The organism is Streptomyces iranensis (genome assembly GCF_017874715.1).
Classification (GTDB): Bacteria; Actinomycetota; Actinomycetes; order Streptomycetales; family Streptomycetaceae; genus Streptomyces; species Streptomyces iranensis.
This window is the reverse complement of the sequence record NZ_JAGGLR010000019.1, coordinates 68,484-86,346: the sequence shown is the minus strand read 5'-3', so window position 1 is coordinate 86,346 and position 17,863 is coordinate 68,484. Positions and strand designations below refer to the sequence as shown.

Annotated in this window: 15 protein-coding genes and 1 pseudogene; 9 read left to right on the top strand and 7 right to left on the bottom strand. The window is 70.4% G+C overall.

From position 1 onward, the window contains the following. Positions 1–107 precede the first annotated feature (107 nt). Positions 108–944, top strand: coding sequence for an HAD family hydrolase (locus J2Z30_RS31645; RefSeq protein ID WP_044573104.1), 837 nt, complete (start codon positions 108–110; stop codon positions 942–944). Positions 945–1,326: 382 nt separating this feature from the next. Here the strand turns inward: J2Z30_RS31645 and J2Z30_RS31640 are convergent, their stop codons facing one another. Beyond that, on the bottom strand, positions 1,327–2,154 hold the full coding sequence (locus tag J2Z30_RS31640; protein ID WP_044573102.1) for a Fic family protein: 828 nt from the start codon (positions 2,152–2,154) through the stop codon (positions 1,327–1,329). A gap of 102 nt (positions 2,155–2,256) precedes the next feature. Here J2Z30_RS31640 and J2Z30_RS31635 point away from each other — a divergent pair, with 102 nt between their 5' ends. Then, positions 2,257–3,261 (top strand): ATP-binding protein, encoded by a 1,005-nt coding sequence (locus tag J2Z30_RS31635; protein ID WP_044573098.1) that lies wholly within the window; start codon positions 2,257–2,259, stop codon positions 3,259–3,261. Here the strand turns inward: J2Z30_RS31635 and J2Z30_RS31630 are convergent. Beyond that, positions 3,242–4,600 (bottom strand): polysaccharide deacetylase family protein, encoded by a 1,359-nt coding sequence (locus J2Z30_RS31630; RefSeq protein WP_044573095.1) that lies wholly within the window; start codon positions 4,598–4,600, stop codon positions 3,242–3,244. The two genes, J2Z30_RS31635 and J2Z30_RS31630, sit on opposite strands and share 20 nt — an antisense overlap. A gap of 535 nt (positions 4,601–5,135) precedes the next feature. Here J2Z30_RS31630 and J2Z30_RS31625 point away from each other — a divergent pair. The 6 genes and pseudogenes from J2Z30_RS31625 to J2Z30_RS49980 form a co-directional block, all read left to right on the top strand. Continuing rightward, positions 5,136–6,242 (top strand): annotated as a pseudogene (locus J2Z30_RS31625) (carbonic anhydrase); the annotation flags it as partial. A gap of 114 nt (positions 6,243–6,356) precedes the next feature. Beyond that, positions 6,357–8,318, top strand: coding sequence for an acetate--CoA ligase (acs, locus tag J2Z30_RS31620; RefSeq protein WP_044581729.1), 1,962 nt, complete (start codon positions 6,357–6,359; stop codon positions 8,316–8,318). Between the two features lie 279 nt (positions 8,319–8,597). After that, positions 8,598–9,989, top strand: coding sequence for a Na+/H+ antiporter NhaA (nhaA, locus tag J2Z30_RS31615; protein ID WP_044573089.1), 1,392 nt, complete (start codon positions 8,598–8,600; stop codon positions 9,987–9,989). Between the two features lie 193 nt (positions 9,990–10,182). Beyond that, complete coding sequence (locus tag J2Z30_RS31610; protein WP_020870223.1) at positions 10,183–10,644, top strand: phage holin family protein; 462 nt, start codon at positions 10,183–10,185, stop codon at positions 10,642–10,644. Then, complete coding sequence (locus J2Z30_RS31605) at positions 10,641–11,567, top strand: alpha/beta fold hydrolase (protein WP_044573087.1); 927 nt, start codon at positions 10,641–10,643, stop codon at positions 11,565–11,567. The genes J2Z30_RS31610 and J2Z30_RS31605 overlap by 4 nt, the downstream gene beginning before the upstream one ends. Positions 11,568–11,710: 143 nt before the next feature. Beyond that, complete coding sequence (locus tag J2Z30_RS49980; RefSeq protein WP_078956796.1) at positions 11,711–11,914, top strand: hypothetical protein; 204 nt, start codon at positions 11,711–11,713, stop codon at positions 11,912–11,914. A 42-nt stretch (positions 11,915–11,956) separates the two neighbouring features. Here J2Z30_RS49980 and J2Z30_RS31600 read toward each other — a convergent pair whose 3' ends face one another. From J2Z30_RS31600 to nth, 3 genes are read right to left on the bottom strand one after another with little or no spacing between them, the layout of a single operon-like run. Beyond that, on the bottom strand, positions 11,957–13,159 hold the full coding sequence (locus tag J2Z30_RS31600; protein ID WP_044573085.1) for a MarP family serine protease: 1,203 nt from the start codon (positions 13,157–13,159) through the stop codon (positions 11,957–11,959). 12 nt (positions 13,160–13,171) lie between these two features. Beyond that, positions 13,172–13,855 carry an NUDIX hydrolase gene (locus tag J2Z30_RS31595; protein WP_209468921.1) on the bottom strand — a complete coding sequence of 228 codons (684 nt, stop codon included), beginning with the start codon at positions 13,853–13,855 and terminating at the stop codon, positions 13,172–13,174. Further along, a complete protein-coding gene (gene nth, locus J2Z30_RS31590; protein WP_044573081.1) occupies positions 13,852–14,709 on the bottom strand; it encodes an endonuclease III in 858 nt (285 codons plus the stop codon). Before nth ends, J2Z30_RS31595 begins: the two co-directional genes overlap by 4 nt. Positions 14,710–14,957: 248 nt before the next feature. On the opposite strand from nth, the gene J2Z30_RS31585 reads away from it, so the two are divergent. Beyond that, entirely contained in the window at positions 14,958–15,632 is a 675-nt protein-coding gene (locus tag J2Z30_RS31585; protein WP_014061749.1) for a Crp/Fnr family transcriptional regulator, read from the top strand. A gap of 242 nt (positions 15,633–15,874) precedes the next feature. Here J2Z30_RS31585 and J2Z30_RS31580 read toward each other — a convergent pair whose 3' ends face one another. After that, entirely contained in the window at positions 15,875–16,705 is an 831-nt protein-coding gene (locus J2Z30_RS31580; protein ID WP_044573078.1) for an MBL fold metallo-hydrolase, read from the bottom strand. Beyond that, complete coding sequence (locus tag J2Z30_RS31575) at positions 16,702–17,796, bottom strand: NUDIX hydrolase (RefSeq protein WP_044573076.1); 1,095 nt, start codon at positions 17,794–17,796, stop codon at positions 16,702–16,704. The genes J2Z30_RS31580 and J2Z30_RS31575 overlap by 4 nt, the downstream gene beginning before the upstream one ends. Positions 17,797–17,863 lie beyond the last annotated feature (67 nt).

Sequence of the window (17,863 nt, the reverse complement as noted above, 5' to 3'; positions counted from 1 at the left end):
TCGGGCCGGGTTAGCACGGTCGCGAACGATCCGTGACTTCCATGGTGTACCCGAGAGCCTTCTCAGGCAAACCCACGCGCCTCAGCTTACGCCGAATGGTGGGCCCTATGCTCGGCGTCGTGGAAAACCACTCCTTGCCTCGGACAGCTGCCTTCTTTGACCTGGACAAGACGGTCATTGCGAAGTCAAGCACTCTCACCTTCAGCAAGTCCTTCTACCGGGGTGGGCTGATCAACCGCCGGGCCGCACTGCGTACTGCCTATGCACAGTTTGTCTTCCTCGCCGGCCGCGCCGATCACGAGCAGATGGAGCGGATGCGCAAGTACCTCTCCGCGCTCTGCCGAGGATGGAATGTCCAGCAGGTCAAGGAGATCGTCGCGGAGACCCTGCACGACCTCATCGACCCCATCATCTACGACGAGGCCGCCTCGCTCATCGAGGAGCATCACACCGCCGGCCGCGATGTGGTGATCGTCAGCACCTCCGGCGCGGAGGTGGTCGAGCCGATCGGCGAGCTCCTGGGCGCGGACCGCGTGGTGGCCACCCGCATGGTGGTCGAGGATGGAGTGTTCACCGGAGAAGTGGCGTACTACGCCTATGGCCCGACCAAGGCGGAGGCGATCGCCGAGTTGGCGGAGTCGGAGGGCTACGACTTGTCGCGCTGTTACGCCTACAGCGATTCGGTGACCGATCTCCCGATGCTGGAGGCGGTCGGCCACCCCCATACGGTCAACCCGGACCGGGCACTGCGGCGCGAGGCGACGGCGCGCGGCTGGCCGGTGCTCTCGTTCAACCGCCCGGTGCGGCTGAAGCAGCGCAGACCCTCGCTCTCCATGCCACCACGCCCGGTTCTCGCCGTCGCGGCGGCCGTCGGCGCGGCCGCCGCCACCGCCGGGCTGCTGTGGTACACCAACCGGCGCCGCGCCCTTTATGCCCGCATTTAGGGGTAACGGCAAAGATCTGCGGTGAGGGGTTCCGATTGGCCTCTCGCAGGAGTACAAAGGAATCGACGGCCCGCGAGACCAGGGGTATCCGGGAGGAAACCCCCAGACGCCAAGGCCCCACGGACCGAGCACAGATGCTGAGCACCCACGCGACGTCGACCCGTCGATTACGGGCCAGCCGCACCAGGTGACGGGCAGAAGTTCCCGACCTGATGGGCGAATGAGATTGCACGCATGGTAACCCGGCAGATGTGCCAGCGGCGGTGCCCACGTGGTACCGCCGCAACTCTTGTCCGGGGCCGGTCCGCCTTGGTCCGACGTCAGACCGCACCCGTCCCGCGTCAGCCCGCGCCTCTCCGACGTCGGGCCACATCCATCCGCGTCAGGCCGCCCCGCGCTGCAGGGCCTCGCAGACGGCCGTGGACTCCCGCACCCCGAGCTCAACCGCCCGTCCGCAGTGCGCGATCCACACCGCCATCCCCTCCGGCGTCCCGGACGCATAGCCCTCCAGCGCCGCCATGTACGACGCGGCGCCCAGCTCCGCGTACCCCACCTCGGCCGGGCAGATGGACTTCGGATCGAGACCACTGCCGACCAGCACGATCCGCTCGGCCGTGCGCGCCACCAGACCATTGCGGGAGACAAAGGGCCGCAGGGCGAGCAGTTCGCCATGCACCACCGCCGCCGTCACCAGCGCCGGAGCCTCGCTGCCCGCGAGCAGCAGCCGGGCCAGCCCATCGAGCCGCCCCGCGACCTCGTCCGCGTCCGGCAGCGGCAGATCGGACCCGATCAGCGGCTCGTCCACCGGCTCACCCGACTGCCGCGGGCGGCCGATCCTCTCGTCGCCTTCCGCCCCGCCCGCCGCGACCAGATGCAGCCGGGCCAGCACCCGCAGCGGCGACTGCCGCCAGATGCTCAGCAGCTGCCCCGCCTCGGCGGTCAGCCGCAGCGCCGCCCCCACCGTGCGCGGCTCGCCCTCGGCCCCGAAGTCGGTGCGGCGGCGCACCTCTTCCAGCGCCCAGTCCGCACCGGCCAGCGCGGCGGAGCCCCGCGCCCCGCGCAACGCCGCCTCGGAGGTGACCTCATTGCTGCGTCGGCGCATCACCCGGTGCCCATAGACCCGGTCCACGGCCGTCCGTACGGCGTTCACGGACTCGGTCACGCCGGGCAGCGCGGCCAGAGCGGCGAGCGGATCAGCTGACGTACTCATGAGTACGACACTACGCACCTCACGCCGGGCGCCCCTCGTTGGAGTGGTGTTCTTCACGTAAATCCCTCATGGTCCGGGATCACTCACCTACGCTAGGTGAACATGAAGATCGCTTTCGTAGGCAAAGGTGGAAGCGGCAAGACCACGCTGTCGTCGCTGTTCATCCGCCATCTCGCCGCCACCCACGCCCCCGTCGTCGCCGTCGACGCCGATATCAATCAGCATCTGGGTGTGGCGCTCGGACTCGACGAGACGGAGGCCGCCGCACTGCCCGCGATGGGCGCCCATCTCCCGTTGATCAAGGACTACTTGCGCGGTACGAACCCCCGGATCGCCTCCGCCGAGACCATGATCAAGACCACCCCGCCGGGTGAGGGCTCGCGGCTGCTGCGGATCGGCGAGGACAACCCCGTCTACCAGGCCTGCGCCCGCACCCTGCCGCTCGACAACGGGTCGGTGCGGCTGATGGCGACCGGCCCCTTCACCGAATCCGACCTCGGCGTCGCCTGCTACCACTCCAAGGTCGGCGCGATCGAGCTCTGTCTGAACCATCTGGTCGACGGGCGCGGCGAGTTCATCGTCGTCGACATGACGGCGGGCAGTGATTCCTTCGCCTCCGGCCTCTTCACCCGCTTCGACATGACGTTCCTGGTGGCCGAGCCCACGCGTAAGGGCGTCTCCGTCTACCGCCAGTACAAGGAGTACGCCCGCGACTTCGATGTGGCGCTCCGGGTGGTCGGCAACAAGGTGCAGGGCCCGGACGACCTGGACTTCCTCCGGGCGGAGGTGGGCGATGACCTGCTGGTCTCGTTCGGGCACTCCGACTGGGTCCGGGCGATGGAGAAGGGCCGCGCGCCCCGGTTCGAGGAGCTGGAGGAGACGAATCGCGAGGCACTGCGGACACTGCAAGGCGCGGTCGACGCCTCGTACGAGCGGCGCGACTGGCAGCGGTACACCCGTCAGATGGTGCACTTCCACCTGAAGAACGCGCAGAGCTGGGGGAACGCCAGGACGGGTGCCGACCTTGCCGCCCAGGTCGACCCCGCCTTCGGGCTGCGGGAGTTCGCGCCGGAGGGGAGCTCGGCGGCTACTCCCGCTCCCGCTTAGCCGTCCGCGTGTGGTGCCCGGACGTCCGCTCATGCGCCGTTTCACGATCGGACGTCCGCCCCCGCTCGGCGGCCAGATAGCTCTTCCAGCCACCCGGTGGCCGCATCCCGACGTCCAGCACCCGCAGCTTCTCCAGGACGCGGGGGTTCTGCGCGTCCAGCCAGTCGGCCAGCTGCTTGAAGGAGACGCAGCGGACCCCCTTGCGCGGGCAGACCTCCTTGATGACGTCCTCCACGGCGCGCATATACGTTCCGCCGTTCCAGGATTCGAAGTGATTGCCGATGAACAGCGGCGCCCGGTTGCCCTCGTACGCCCGGTCGAAGGCGGCGAGCATGCCGTCGCGCATCGGACGGCCCCAGGTGGAGCGCTTGGGCCGCTTGCCCTTCTTCTTGCGCGGCTTGTTGGCGAGGAAGTTGTAGTCCATGGAGAGCGTCTCGAACGCGCGGCCCGGCACCGGGATCTGCTGCAGCGGGAAGTCCCAGATGCCATGGATCTCGCGGGGCCAGATCTGAAGCCCGCCAGGTGAGCTCGCGTCATAGCGCCAGCCCAGCTTTGCGGCCGCCCGGATCAGGTTCTTCTGCCCCTGGAGACAGGGCGCGCGACCGCCGACGAGCTCCTTGTCGTAGTCGAAGGGAAGCGACTTCTCGTGTTCCAGACCCGCGTTGGTCTTCCAGTTCTCGACGAACGACTCGGCCTGCTGGATCTCGCTGGTCCACTGGCGCGCCGACCAGGTGCCGACTCCGCGACGGCGTCCGCAGAAGTGGCCGTTGAAGTGGGTGCCGATCTCATTGCCGTCGAGCCAGGCGCCGCGGAGCTGCTCCACCGTGGCCTTGACGCCCTCGACGTCGTTGAAGCCGATCGACGAGGCGCCGCGCCGGTGCTTGGGCGGATCGTAGAGGTACCGCTTCTCCGCGGGCAGCAGGTACACCCCGCTGAGGAAGTACGTCATCGTCGCGCCGTACTTCTTGCCGACCGCGCGGAAGTGGGAGAACAGCTTCTGCTTGTCCTGGCCGGCGCCGTCCCAGGAGAAGACGACGAACTGCGGTGGTTTCTCACCAGGTTCGAGCGGCTCGGTCTTCGGCTGTCGGGGCTGGGGGCCGGTGTCGGAGGTCGATCCGTCGCCGATGAGCCGGACCGCCTTCGGGGCCTTGTCCGGATGCTTCGGTGCCCCCGGGCCCTTCTGGGGACTGTCCCGATCGTGGCGCGAGCCCGCGGCAGCGCCCGGCCCACGGGTGTGGGCGGAGTCTTCTGAGCAACCGACCGGCGCGGAGAGCGCCACCGCCGCGGCCAGTAGTGCAGTGACGTTTCTCCTGACCCTTCTGCCCCCTCTGGCCCTCATACCGCCACCTCGCTCCTCATGTCGCGCTCTGTCTCGGGAGATCCGCCGGATAGGAGCAAACCTCGCATGGGTGGAGAAAAAGACAGAGGATGACAAGGCGTTTTAAATGACTATTCACCCCATAGGGGGAATACCGACCCACTCTCCCCCAAAAGACTTCCCAGTGACTTTACTCGGCATTACGATTCATTTACCAACGCTTGGAAGTCAGTACCGCAGTACGCCGTGACCCACGGCCGCGCGCCTATCCGCGACCGAAGCCCCGGAGGAGACGGGAATGTTGAAGCTCTTGGACCGGATCCACCGGGTCTCCCGCCTCAGACAGGGAGATCTCTCCGCCTCGGCCGCCTTCTTCCGGTTCGCCGTTCCTCTCTCGCTGGGTATCGCCTCCGTCTCGCTGGGCATCGCGTCGACCTGCGGTGCCCCGCTCCGGGCCGGTCTCATGGCCGCCGCCGCGGCCCTCGCGGTCACCACCCTCCTCACAGTGCTCCTCCACCCCTCGGACTCCCGGCGGCCTTCGGGCTCCGGGTGGACGGCGGGCTCCGGGCGGACGGCGGGCTCCGGGCGGGCGGCGGCCGATGGACAGGCGGCGCGTCGGGTCGCGGAGGCGGACGGCGCCCGAGCCTGTCGGCCGTGGACGCCTTGGCGTGATCACCACTGCACCCGTCCGGCCCCGGCGGCCGCGGGCGTCGGAGCGAGCGCCGCCGCCGGCGGCGACGCGGGCGGTCAGCTGCTCGGCGGGGTGAGCGCGTTCCAGCGCCATACGGCACCGCTGGTCCGCGATGAGCTGGCCCGGCTGGCGCGGGAGGGGCAGCGGCCCAGCCAGCTGTTCCTCACCTGCGCCGACTCCCGCCTGGTGACCAGCATGATCACCTCCAGCGGCCCCGGAGATCTGTTCACCGTGCGCAATGTCGGCAATCTGGTGCCACCACCGGGCGCCGATGACTCCTGCGACTCGGTGGGCGCGGCGATCGAGTACGCGGTGGAGGTGCTGAAGATCAGCAGCATTACGGTGTGCGGTCACTCCGGATGCGGTGCGATGCAGGCGCTGCTCGACTCATCGGCGCCGGTCCGCACACCGTCCCGGCCCTGGGCGTCCACCAGTGGGGCCGAGGCGTACGTCGGACCCGGGGCGCCCTCCGACGGGCCCGGCGCATCCGCCGACGGGGACCGGACGCCGCTTGAGCGCTGGCTGCGTCATGGCAGACCGGCGCTGGCACGGATGGAGCGGATCGGCCGGCTGGGGCGCGGCGAAGTCGCCCTGTCGAGCCGGGCGATCGCCGACGATGTGGAGCGGCTGGCGCTGGTCAATGTGAGACAGCAGCTCGACCATCTGATGGAGCACGCCTGTGTGGCACGGCGGGTGGCGGAGGGCGGGCTGGCGCTGCACGGCATGTATTTCCAGGTGGCGGAGGCCCAGGCGTATGTCCTGGACACGGGCACGGGGAGGTTTCTGCCCGTCCGCCCGGAGCATGGCGCGGCGGAGCATGGCGCGCCGGAGCATGGCGCGGCGGACCACGGCGCGCCGATGCCCGTCTGCCTCGCCACCACGGCGGCCCCCTCCCGGCCCGGAAGCGGCCGTTCCGGCGTGGCGGAGCGGGGCGGCGACCCCGTCCAGGGTGCCCTGGAGCTGGGACGGTGACGTACGCGACTAAAGGTCTAAACCAATTTTCGGCGACAGCCCTTGTCAGGGTGTGCCGTTGGCTGATGAGCTATGGCCTGGGACACAACGGACACCCTGGGAATGGGAGATGTCGTGAGTAACGAGAGCCTGGCCAACCTTCTTCGGGAGGAGCGTCGCTTCGCGCCGCCCGCCGAGCTGACCGCGAACGCCAATGTCACGGCCGAGGCGTATGAGCGGGCGAAGGTGGACCGCCTGGGCTTCTGGGCCGAGCAGGCCCGTCGGCTGTCCTGGGCGACCGCGCCGACCGAGACACTCGACTGGTCGAACCCGCCCTTTGCGAAGTGGTTCGCCGATGGCAAGCTCAATGTGGCGTACAACTGCGTCGACCGGCATGTCGAGAACGGCCTGGGCGACCGGGTGGCGCTCCACTTCGAGGGCGAGCCCGGCGACACCCGCTCCCTCACCTACGCCGAGCTGCAGCGGGAGGTCTCCCAAGCGGCCCACGCACTCACCGAGTTGGGGGTCCGGTCGGGCGACCGGGTCGCCATCTATATGCCGATGATCCCGGAGACCGTGGTCGCGATGCTGGCCTGCGCCCGCATCGGCGCCCCGCATTCGGTGGTCTTCGGCGGCTTCTCGGCCGACGCTCTCGCCACCCGCATCCAGGACGCCGACGCCCAGGTCATCATCACCGCCGACGGCGGCTACCGCCGTGGCAAGCCGTCCGCGCTCAAGCCCGCCGTCGACGAGGCACTCACCCGGCCCGGCACCGAGAACGTGCGCAATGTGCTGGTCGTCCGCCGCACCGGCCAGGAGGTGGACTGGAACGAGGGCCGCGACGTCTGGTGGCACGAGATCGTGGAGCGCCAGCCGGAGCAGCACACCCCCGAGGCGTTCGACGCCGAGCACCCGCTGTTCATCCTCTACACCTCGGGCACGACCGGTAAGCCGAAGGGCATCCTGCACACCTCCGGCGGCTACCTCACCCAGGTCTCCTACACCCACCACGCCGTCTTCGACCTCAAGCCGGAGACCGATGTCTTCTGGTGCACGGCGGACGTCGGCTGGGTCACCGGTCACTCGTACATCGTCTACGGCCCGCTCTCCAACGGCGCCACCGAGGTGCTCTACGAGGGCACCCCGGACACCCCGCACCAGGGCCGCTGGTGGGAGGTCGTCCAGAAGTACGGGGTCACCATCCTGTACACCGCCCCGACCGCGATCCGCGCCTGCATGAAGTGGGGCGACGACATCCCGGCCAAGTTCGACCTCTCCTCGCTGCGGATCCTCGGCTCCGTCGGCGAGCCCATCAACCCCGAGGCATGGGTCTGGTACCGCAAGCACATCGGCGCGGACACCACTCCCGTCGTCGACACCTGGTGGCAGACCGAGACCGGCGGCATCATGATCAGCCCGCTGCCGGGCGTCACCGCCACCAAGCCCGGTTCGGCCCAGGTCGCGCTGCCGGGCATCGCCGCCACCGTCGTTGACGACGAGGCCAATGAGGTGCCGAACGGCCATGGCGGCTATCTGGTGCTCACCGAGCCGTGGCCGTCCATGCTCCGCACCATCTGGGGCGACGACCAGCGCTACCTGGACACCTACTGGTCCCGCTTCGACAAGCGCTACTTCGCGGGCGACGGCGCCAAGAAGGACGACGACGGCGACATCTGGCTGCTCGGCCGGGTCGACGATGTGATGCTGGTCTCCGGCCACAACATCTCCACGACCGAGGTCGAGTCGGCCCTCGTCTCGCACCCCAAGGTCGCCGAGGCGGCGGTCGTCGGTGCCACCGACCCGCAGACCACCCAGGCGATCTGCGCGTTCGTCATCCTGCGCGGCACCGCGGCCGAGGACGAGAGCCTGGTCGAGGAGTTGCGGGCGCATGTGGCCAAGCAGCTCGGCCCGATCGCCAAGCCCAAGCGGATCCTGCCGGTGGCCGAGCTGCCCAAGACCCGCTCCGGCAAGATCATGCGGCGGCTGCTGCGCGATGTCGCCGAGAACCGGGCCCTGGGCGATGTCACCACGCTCACCGACTCCTCCGTCATGGAGCTGATCCAGAGCAAGCTGCCCTCCACCCCCAGCGAGGAGTGACCCCAGCACCTGCGCCGAACAGACGAGGGGGCGCTCCCGCCCGGCGGGGGCGCCCCTTCGCTGTGGCTGCCGCGGATGTCGCGGGCCGCAGGTGGCCGCCGAAGGTGGCTGTCGCAGGTGGCCGCCGAAGGTGGCTGTCGCAGGTGGCCGTCATGCGCGTCCGCCGCAGGTGGCTGTCGCGTAGAAAATGCGACAAGATGATGGACAGGAGCGCCGGGAAGTCTGGTCGGCATACGCCACACGTGTATCCGCACCTCGACCCACCCAGGAGGCCCGCCCGTGGCCGCGCCCACCAGCCGCAAGTTCCTCGGACGCCTGTCGCTGCCCGAGCGGACGTTCGTCATCGACGCGCTGCGCACCGAGACCGTCGGCGGTGTGATCCTCCTGGTGGCCGCCATCGTGGCACTGATCCTCGCCAACACCCCCCTCAGCGGCGTCTACGGCGACATCAGGGACTTCTCCTTCGGCCCCCAGGCGCTGCATCTGCGTCTCTCGGTCGCCTCCTGGGCCACCGACGGGCTGCTGACGATCTTCTTCTTCGTCGCCGGTATCGAGCTCAAGCGCGAGCTGGTGGCGGGCGAGCTGCGCGACCCCAAGGCCGCCGCGCTGCCCGTGATCGCCGCCATCTGCGGCATGGTCGTACCCGCGCTCGTCTATGTCATCGTCAGCGCGAGCGGCGGCGGAAGCCTCAAGGGCTGGGCCGTGCCGACCGCCACCGATATCGCCTTCGCGCTCGCCGTCCTCGCCGTGATCGGCACCGCGCTGCCCGCCGCGCTGCGCGCCTTCCTGCTCACCCTCGCGGTCGTCGACGACCTCGGCGCGATCCTCATCATCGCGATCTTCTTCACCCAGCACATCAACTTCGTCGCCCTGATCCTGTCGGTCGCCGCGCTCGCCCTCTTCTGGCTGCTGCACCGCAAGGGCGTCCGGACAGCCTGGATATACGTCCCGCTCGCCGTGGTGATCTGGGCGCTGATGCACGCCAGCGGTGTGCATGCCACCATCGCCGGCGTCGCGATGGGCCTGATGCTGCGCTGCACCGTACGGGAGGGTGAGGAGCGGTCCCCCGCCGAACGCGTCGAGCACCGGGTGCGACCGGTGTCGGCGGGGGTGGCGGTGCCGCTGTTCGCGCTGTTCGCGGCCGGGGTGCCGCTCTCCGGCGGCGCCGTGGCGGATGTCTTCACCCGCCCGGAGACCCTCGGCGTCGTCCTCGGCCTCGTCGTGGGCAAGGCCGTCGGCGTCTTCGGCGGCTCCTGGTGCGCCGCCCGCTTCACCAGGGCCGAGCTGAACGAAGACCTGGCCTGGGCCGATGTCTTCGCCGTGGCCGCCCTCGCCGGAATCGGCTTCACCGTCTCCCTCCTCATCGACGAACTCGCCTTCCCCGGCGATCCCACGCTCACCGAGGAGGTCAAGGCGGCGGTTCTCATCGGCTCGCTGACCGCCGCCCTGTTCGCCGGGATCCTCCTCAAACTGCGCAACGCCAAGTACCAGCGGCTGTGTCAGGAGGAGGAGCGGGACGAGGACATGGACGGCATCCCGGATATCTATGAGCTCGACAGCCCCGCGTACCACCTGCGGATGGCCGCCATTCACGAGGCAAAGGCCGCCGAGCACCGACGGCTTGCCGAAGTGGCTGCCGCGAACGACTCCGGCGACGATGGTCCGGCATGATCTGAGAGGCTTGACACCCGCAGAAATGCGCAGAAGACGTAGCAAGCACCGACGACGTACCAAGCACTGACGACGTACCAAGCACCGACGACGTAGCAAGCACCGACGACATACCAAGCACGAACGACGCAGCACGAGCGCAAGACGCACAAGACACGAGCGGTAAGACGCACAAGAGCAGAGGGAGATGGCGATGAGCGCAGCCGACGACGGCGGCAACCGCAGCCTCGGCCAGCTGGTGGCGACGGCGACCACCGAGCTGTCGGCGCTGGTGCACGACGAGATCGCGCTGGCCAAGGCCGAGCTCCGGGTGGGGGCCAAGAAGGCCGCGGTCGGCAGCGGCGCGGGGATGGCGGCCGGGGTGCTGCTGCTGTTCTCGCTGCCGGTGCTGAGTTTCGCCCTCGCCTACGGCATGCGTTCGTGGACCGGCCTCGGCCTGGCCTGGTGCTTCCTGATCGTGGGCGGGATCTACTGGCTGTTCGCCGGGATCCTGGGTCTGCTGGCGCTGCTGAAGTTCAAGAAGGTCAAGGCGCCGAAGCGGTCGATTTCCTCGTCCAAGGAGACGGCCGCCGTACTGGGGAGCGTCAAGCCGCATCCGCGTGCCGGGAGCAATGGCGGACGCCCGGCGCGGGATGTGACACGCTCGTCGGCATGACCGTCCCTGATACCTCCGCGTCGGTCGTACGACTCGACGGCCCCTGGACCCACCGGGATGTCGCGGCCAACGGCGCGCGCTTCCACATCGCCGAGCTGGGTGACGGCCCGCTGGTGCTGCTGTTGCACGGCTTTCCGCAGTTCTGGTGGACCTGGCGGCACCAGTTGCCCGCGCTCGCCGACGCCGGCTACCGCGCGGTCGCGATGGATCTGCGCGGGGTGGGCGGCAGCGACCGTACGCCCCGGGGCTACGACCCGGCCAACCTCGCCCTCGACATCACCGGTGTGATCCGCTCGCTGGGCGAGCCGGACGCCGCACTCGTCGGCCATGACCTGGGCGGATACCTGGCGTGGACGGCCGCCGTGATGCGGCCGAAGCTGGTGCGGCGGCTCGCGGTGGCCTCGATGCCGCATCCCCGCCGCTGGCGCTCGGCGATGGTCGCGGACGTCAAACAGAGCGCCGCCAGCTCCCATATCTGGGGCTTCCAGCGGCCCTGGCTGCCCGAGCGCCAGCTGGTCGCGGACGACGCGGCGGCCGTGGGGCGGCTGATCCGGGACTGGTCCGGACCGCGGCTGCCCGAGGACGAGGCGGTCGAGGTCTACCGGCGGGCGATGTGCATCCCCTCGACCGCGCACTGCTCGATCGAGCCGTACCGCTGGATGGTGCGGTCGCTGGCGCGGCCGGACGGTTTCCAGTTCAACCGGCGGATGAAGCGGCCGGTGCGGGTGCCGACCCTGCATCTGCACGGGTCACTCGACCCGGTGACGCGCGCTCGCAGCGCGGCGGGCTCCGGTGAGTATGTCGAGGCCCCCTACCGCTGGCGGCTCTTCGACGGGCTCGGCCACTTCCCGCACGAGGAGGACCCCCGGGCCTTCACCACCGAGCTGATCAACTGGCTGAAGGACCCCGAACCCGACCGCTGAGCGTCATCGGACGTACGCATTCCGACCACGTTCCCACGCGCGGGCGAACATCTGTTTTTCGAACAGCCAATTGCCTGGAGCATAGGCCAATTGCCGCAGCCAGCGGCGATTACGGACCTTGGGTCAGGGGCACACACCGAGGTATGGGCTGGACGCACGACTACCGTGACGCACCAAACAGCCGCGGCCCCGAGGCCGCCGCTACTGCCAATGCCGCGCTGAGTGTTTCCGAGCGGGGCGGCTCCGGGCCTACCCAAGGCCATGACCCGAACATCGGGATTCCCCGCATCATCCGCCGCCGGGCCCGGTGGGTCTCGGCGCGACTGCGCCATCCACGCGGCCGCTAGCAGTATCCCGGGCGCGGCCCGGGGCCACGGCGACACCGGAAACTAGAGGGCACACCCCTGGCTGTCCACCGGCTGGTCGGCCGTGCGCCCCTTCTGGATGTCCTCGCTCACCTCGTCCGCCGTCAGCGCGTATCCGGTGTCGGCGTCGTCGAGGGACTTGGCGAAGACCACGCCGTACACCCGCCCCTGCGGGGTGAGCAGCGGACCGCCGGAGTTGCCCTGCCGCACCGTCGCGTACAGCGAGTACACATCGCGGTGCACGGTGGAGCGGCGGTAGATGTCGGGGCCATTGGCCTCGATACGGCCGCGGACCCGGGCGGCGCGCACATCGAAGGCGCCGTTCTCCGGGAAGCCGGCGACGATCGCGCCATCACCGGAGTGCGCGTCGTCCTGCGCGAACTGCAGCGCCGGGGCCTGCAGCGAGGGCACATCGAGGACCGCGATATCGCGCTTCCAGTCGTAGAGCACGACCTTGGCGTCGTAGAGCCGGCCCTCGCCGCCTATCTGCACGGTCGGGTCGCTGACGCCGCCGACGACATGGGCGTTGGTCATGACCCGGTTCGGGGCGAACACGAAGCCGCTGCCCTCGAGGACCTTGCCGCAGCTGGGGGCGGTGCCGACCACCTTGACGATGCTCTCCTGCGCCCGGGTGGCCACCGGGGACTGGGCGAGCGTGGGGTCGGGCTGCGGCACCGTGGTGATCGGCTCGTTGGCGAAGGGCGAGAAGACCTGCGGGAAGCCGTTCTGCGCGAGCACGGAGGAGAAGTCGGTGAACCAGGTGTTCGCCTCGTCCGGAACGACGCGGGACACCCCGAGCAGCACCTTGGAGTCGCGGACCTCCCTGCCCAGGGTGGGGAGCGAGGTCTGGGCCACCAGGGAGCCGATCAGCCAGGCAACCAGCAGCATCGCGAGGACGTTCACCAGCGCCCCGCCCGTCGCGTCCAGGGCGCGCGCCGGTGACCAGGTGATGTACCGCCGCAGCTTGTTCCCCAGGTGAGTGGTGGCAGCCTGGCCGACCGAGGCGCACACGATCACCAGGACGATCGCCACCACGGCACCGACGGTGCCGGGGGATGCCTTGTCGTCGGTGGTGCCGTCCCATATGAGCGGCAGCAGATAGATCGCGATCAACCCACCTCCGATGAACCCCGTCACCGACAGCACGCCGACGACGAAACCCTGGCGGTAGCCGACGATCGCGAACCACACGGCGGCGAGCAGCAGCAGGATGTCCAGCACATTCACCGGAACACCGTCTCACGCGCGCCAGTCGAGTGGGACGCGCTTGGCTCGGTCCCACGGTCGCTCCCACCCCGCGTAATGCAGGATGCGATCGATCACTCCCGCGGTGAAACCCCAGACCAGAGCGGATCCCACCAGGAAGGCGGGCCCCCGGTGACCGCTGGGGTGGACGGTGGTGGCCCGGTTCGCCGGGTCCGTGAGATCCGCCACGGGGACCGTGAAGACCCGGGCCGTCTCGGCCGGGTCCACCGGCCCGACCGCGGTGGGCCGGCGCCACCAGCCCAGCACCGGGGTGACGACGAAGCCGCTCACCGGGATGTAGAGCCGCGGCAGCACCGCGAAGACCTGGACCCCCGAAGGGTCGAGGCCGGTCTCCTCCTCGGCCTCGCGCAGCGCCGCGCGCAGCGGGCCCTCCTCCTCCGGATCGCCGTCCTCCGGGTCGAGGGCGCCGCCGGGGAAGGAGGGCTGGCCGGCGTGCGAGCGCAGCGAGCCGGAGCGCTCCATGAGCAGCAGCTCCGGGCCGCCGGGGCCCTCGCCGAAGAGCACCAGCACGGCGGAGGGGCGGCCTCCGCCCTGCGCGGGCGGCAGAAACCGGCTCAGCTGGCGCGGCTCGATCGTCTCGGCCAGCCGGGCCACCGGGAGCAGCCACTCGGGCAGCCCCTGGGCGCTGACCTCCACATCCCCGTACGTGCTCGTCACTCGGCGGCCCCCAGGGGGGCGGCGGGACGGCCGGGGTAGTCGGACGGCGGGCGCAGGCGCTGGCCCGGCTGGCCGCCCATCTCGTACTTCAGCAGCTTCTTCGCCTTGTCCGGGTCGGTCTCGCCCTCCCCGTACGCCGGGCAGAGCGGGGCGATCGGGCAGGCGCCGCACGCGGGCTTGCGGGCATGGCAGACGCGGCGGCCGTGGAAGATGATGCGGTGCGAGAGCATCGTCCACTCGCTCTTGGGGAAGAGCGCGGCGATCTCGGCCTCGACCTTCTCGGGGTCCTCCTGGGCGGTCCACTTCCAGCGCCGCACCAGCCGCCCGAAGTGGGTGTCCACGGTCAGGCCCGGCACCCCGAAGGCATTGCCGAGCACCACATTGGCCGTCTTACGGCCGACACCGGGCAGGGTGACCAGGTCCTCGAGCCGGCCCGGGACCTCGCCGCCGAAGTGGTCGCGGAGGGCGGCGGACAGGCCGAGCAGCGATTTGGCCTTGGCGCGGAAGAAGCCGGTGGGCCGGATCAGCTGCTCCAGGGCCTCCGGGTCGGCGGCGGCCATGTCCTCGGGCGTCGGATACGCGGCGAAGAGCGCGGGGGTGGTCTGGTTGACCCGCAGATCGGTGGTCTGGGCCGACAGGACCGTGGCCACCAGCAGCTGGAACGAGTTCTCGAAGTCCAGCTCGGGATGGGCGTACGGATACACCTCGGCGAGCTCGCGGTTGATGCGGCGGGCGCGGCGGACGAGGGCGAGCCGGGACTCGGGACGGGACTCGGGACGGGCGCCCTTCGAGCCCTTGACCGATTTATGTGGTTTCGAGGCTTCTGTCGAGCCAGCGGACTCTTGTTCGCCCACAGCGGAATTACGAGATGCGGTCACCCGTCCGGCCCCCTTGCCCTGTGCTCTCACCGGCGTATTGGACACTCGGCCAGCCTAAGCCCACCCACTGACATCCGGCCCGGCCACCGCGAAGAGGCCCCCAATCGGACCCCTGCCGCACAGCTCGGCAGGCCAGTGCGTCAAACTTGTGATTGATCGCACTGTTTTACCGTCCGGCATCATGGGGACGTCGGTCCCCTGTGCATGTCGACAAGGAGAGACTCGTGGACGACGTTCTGCGGCGCGCCCCGCTCTTCGCGGCGCTCGATGACGAGCAGGCCGCTGAGCTGCGCGCCTCCATGGGAGAGGTCACCCTCGCGCGGGGTGACGCGCTCTTCCACGAAGGGGACCCCGGCGACCGCCTGTACGTGGTCACCGAGGGCAAGGTGAAGCTCCACCGCACCTCTCCCGACGGCCGCGAGAACATGCTGGCCGTGCTCGGTCCCGGCGAGCTGATCGGCGAGCTGTCGCTCTTCGACCCGGGCCCGCGTACCGCCACCGCCACCGCCCTCACCGAAGTCAAGCTGCTCGGCCTTGGCCACGGCGATCTCCAGCCATGGCTGAACGCCCGGCCCGAGGTCGCCTCCGCGCTGCTGCGCGCGGTCGCCCGGCGCCTGCGCAAGACCAACGACCAGATGTCCGACCTGGTCTTCTCCGACGTTCCCGGCCGGGTCGCCAGGGCCCTGCTGGACCTGTCGCGCCGCTTCGGCGTGCAGTCGGAGGAAGGCATCCACGTCGTCCACGACCTGACCCAGGAGGAGCTGGCCCAGCTGGTCGGCGCCTCCCGCGAGACCGTCAACAAGGCGCTCGCCGACTTCGCGGGCCGCGGCTGGCTGCGGCTGGAGGCGCGCGCGGTGATCCTGCTGGACGTCGAGCGGCTGGCCAAGCGCTCCCGCTGACGCCGGACAGAACGCGAAGACCGACCGTAAGGGGCCCGCCGGATTCCGGCGGGCCCCTTACGGCGCTCATGAACCTACGGCGCTCATGAACCTACGGCGCTTGTGAACCTACGGCGCTTGTGAACCTACGGCGCTTGTGAACCTACGGCGCTTGTGAACGGCCGGCGCTTGTGAACGGCCGGCGCTTGTGAACGGCCGGCCCCACAGGCCGCGGGCCCACGGGGCTCGGGAAGGCGCCGGCCTCAGATCAGCCCGTGGTCGCGCAGATAGTCCAGCTGGGCCCGGACCGACAGCTCCGCCGCCGGCCACAGGGACCGGTCCACGTCCGCGTACACATGCGCCACGACCTCCGAGGGCGTCCGGTACCCGTCCTCGACCGCCGTCTCCACCTGCGCGAGCCGGTTGGCGCGATGCGCGAGGTAGTACTCCACGGCGCCACGGGCGTCGTTCAGCACCGGGCCGTGGCCCGGCAGGACGGTGTCCACCCCGTCGTCCACCGCCAGCGAGCGCAGCCGCCGCAGCGAGTCCAGGTAGTCGCCGAGCCGCCCGTCCGGATGCGCGACGACGGTCGTGCCCCGCCCGAGCACCGTGTCGCCCGTAAGGACCGCGCCATCGGCCGGAAGGTGGAAGGACAGCGAGTCGGCGGTGTGGCCGGGCGTGGGCACCACCCGCAGCTCCAGACCGCCGGTGGTTATGACGTCGCCCAGCTCCAGCCCCTCGTCCCCCAGCCGCAGCGCCGGATCCAGCGCCCTTACGGACGTCCGCGTCAGCTCGGCGAAGCGCGCCGCGCCCTCCGCGTGGTCCGGGTGGCCATGGGTGAGCAGCGTCAGCGCGACCCGCCTGCCCGCCCGCTCGGCGGTCGCGATGACCTCCTTGAGGTGGGCGTCGTCCAGCGGCCCTGGGTCGATGACGACGGCGAGGTCGGAGTCGGGCTCGGCGACGATCCAGGTGTTGGTGCCGTCCAGGGTCATGGGCGAGGCGTTCGGCGCCAGGACGCAGACGGCCCGGTCGGTGGCCGGGCCGCCGATGGTGCCCCCGCGCGGCTGGCCGGGCAGAGCGGATGCGTACGTCATGCGGAGGGTCCCCCCGTGGCTCCCGGGATGTGCTTGGTGAACTCATCATGGCCCGGCCAGCTCAGCACCAGCTCCCCGTTCTCCACCCGCGCGCGGGCCAGGACCGGCGTCAGGTCCCGGTCCGTCGCGGCGGCCAGCGCGTCGGCGACCGAGCCGTACGCCGCGAGCTGGCGCAGCGTCGCGATCGTGGGCGGCATCATCAGCAGCTCGCCCCGGTCGTAGCCGTCGGCCGCGTCACCGGGACGGATCCAGACGGTCCGGTCCGCCTCCGTGGAGGCATTACGGGTGCGCTGCCCCCGCGGCAGCGCAGCCACGAAGAACCAGGTGTCGTAGCGGCGCGGTTCGAACTCCGGGGTGATCCAGCGCGCCCAGCAGCTCAGCAGGTCCGAACGGAGTACGAGCCCCCGGCGGTCCAGGAACTCCGCGAAGGACAGATCCCGGGCGACCAGCGCCGCGCGGTCCGCCTCCCAGTCGTCCCCCGTCGTGTCCGCGACCACGGTGTGCGGCGTCGGGCCCGCGAGCAGCACCCCCGCCTCCTCGAAGGTCTCGCGGACCGCCGCGCACACGATGGCCTGCGCCTGCGTCCCCTCGCTCGGGTCCAGGCCAAGCCGCCGCGCCCACTGGGCCCGCGAGGGCCCGGCCCAGGTGACCATCCGCTCGTCGCGCGGGTCCACGGCCCCGCCCGGATAGGCGTACGCGCCTCCGGCGAAGGCCATGGAGGCGCGTCTGCGCAGCATGTAGACGGCGAGACCGGCGGCCTCTCCCGCCGCGTCCTGCAGGCCTTCTGGGGGCGCTTCAGGGCCTTCCGCGGCCTCTGCGGGCTCCGGCGCCTCCGGCGCCCCCGCGGACTCCCGCGCCGTGCCCGGCTGCTCCGCCGCGTCGGGCTCGTCCGGTGTGTGCTCCCCGTCCCCGCCCTGCACGTCCTGCGCGTCCTGTGGTGCGCCCTGCCCGGCCGCTCCGTACGGTCCGTCCCGCAGCAGCAGGACGGTGGCGGCCCGGCGCGGTGCCACCGGTGTGAGCTCACCGGCCGACAGGAGCCGGATCCGCTCTGGCCACTCGGGTGGGTACCACTGGCCATTCGTAGTGGACATGGCCGGATGCTATGCGCTTACGGGCTGATGTTCGAGTGGCCCCCGCGGCGCCACGCCGGGGCCGGTC

Excerpts from the sequence above, each read along its gene's own strand:
- J2Z30_RS31645 (WP_044573104.1), top strand. The coding sequence starts at position 108 with ATGCTCGGCGTCGTGGAAAACCACTCCTTGCCTCGGACAGCTGCCTTC.
- J2Z30_RS31640 (WP_044573102.1), bottom strand. The coding sequence starts at position 2,154 with ATGAGTACGTCAGCTGATCCGCTCGCCGCTCTGGCCGCGCTGCCCGGC.
- J2Z30_RS31635 (WP_044573098.1), top strand. The coding sequence starts at position 2,257 with ATGAAGATCGCTTTCGTAGGCAAAGGTGGAAGCGGCAAGACCACGCTG.
- J2Z30_RS31630 (WP_044573095.1), bottom strand. The coding sequence starts at position 4,600 with ATGAGGGCCAGAGGGGGCAGAAGGGTCAGGAGAAACGTCACTGCACTA.
- J2Z30_RS31610 (WP_020870223.1), top strand. The coding sequence starts at position 10,183 with ATGAGCGCAGCCGACGACGGCGGCAACCGCAGCCTCGGCCAGCTGGTG.
- J2Z30_RS31605 (WP_044573087.1), top strand. The coding sequence starts at position 10,641 with ATGACCGTCCCTGATACCTCCGCGTCGGTCGTACGACTCGACGGCCCC.
- J2Z30_RS49980 (WP_078956796.1), top strand. The coding sequence starts at position 11,711 with ATGGGCTGGACGCACGACTACCGTGACGCACCAAACAGCCGCGGCCCC.
- J2Z30_RS31580 (WP_044573078.1), bottom strand. The coding sequence starts at position 16,705 with ATGACGTACGCATCCGCTCTGCCCGGCCAGCCGCGCGGGGGCACCATC.
- J2Z30_RS31575 (WP_044573076.1), bottom strand. The coding sequence starts at position 17,796 with ATGTCCACTACGAATGGCCAGTGGTACCCACCCGAGTGGCCAGAGCGG.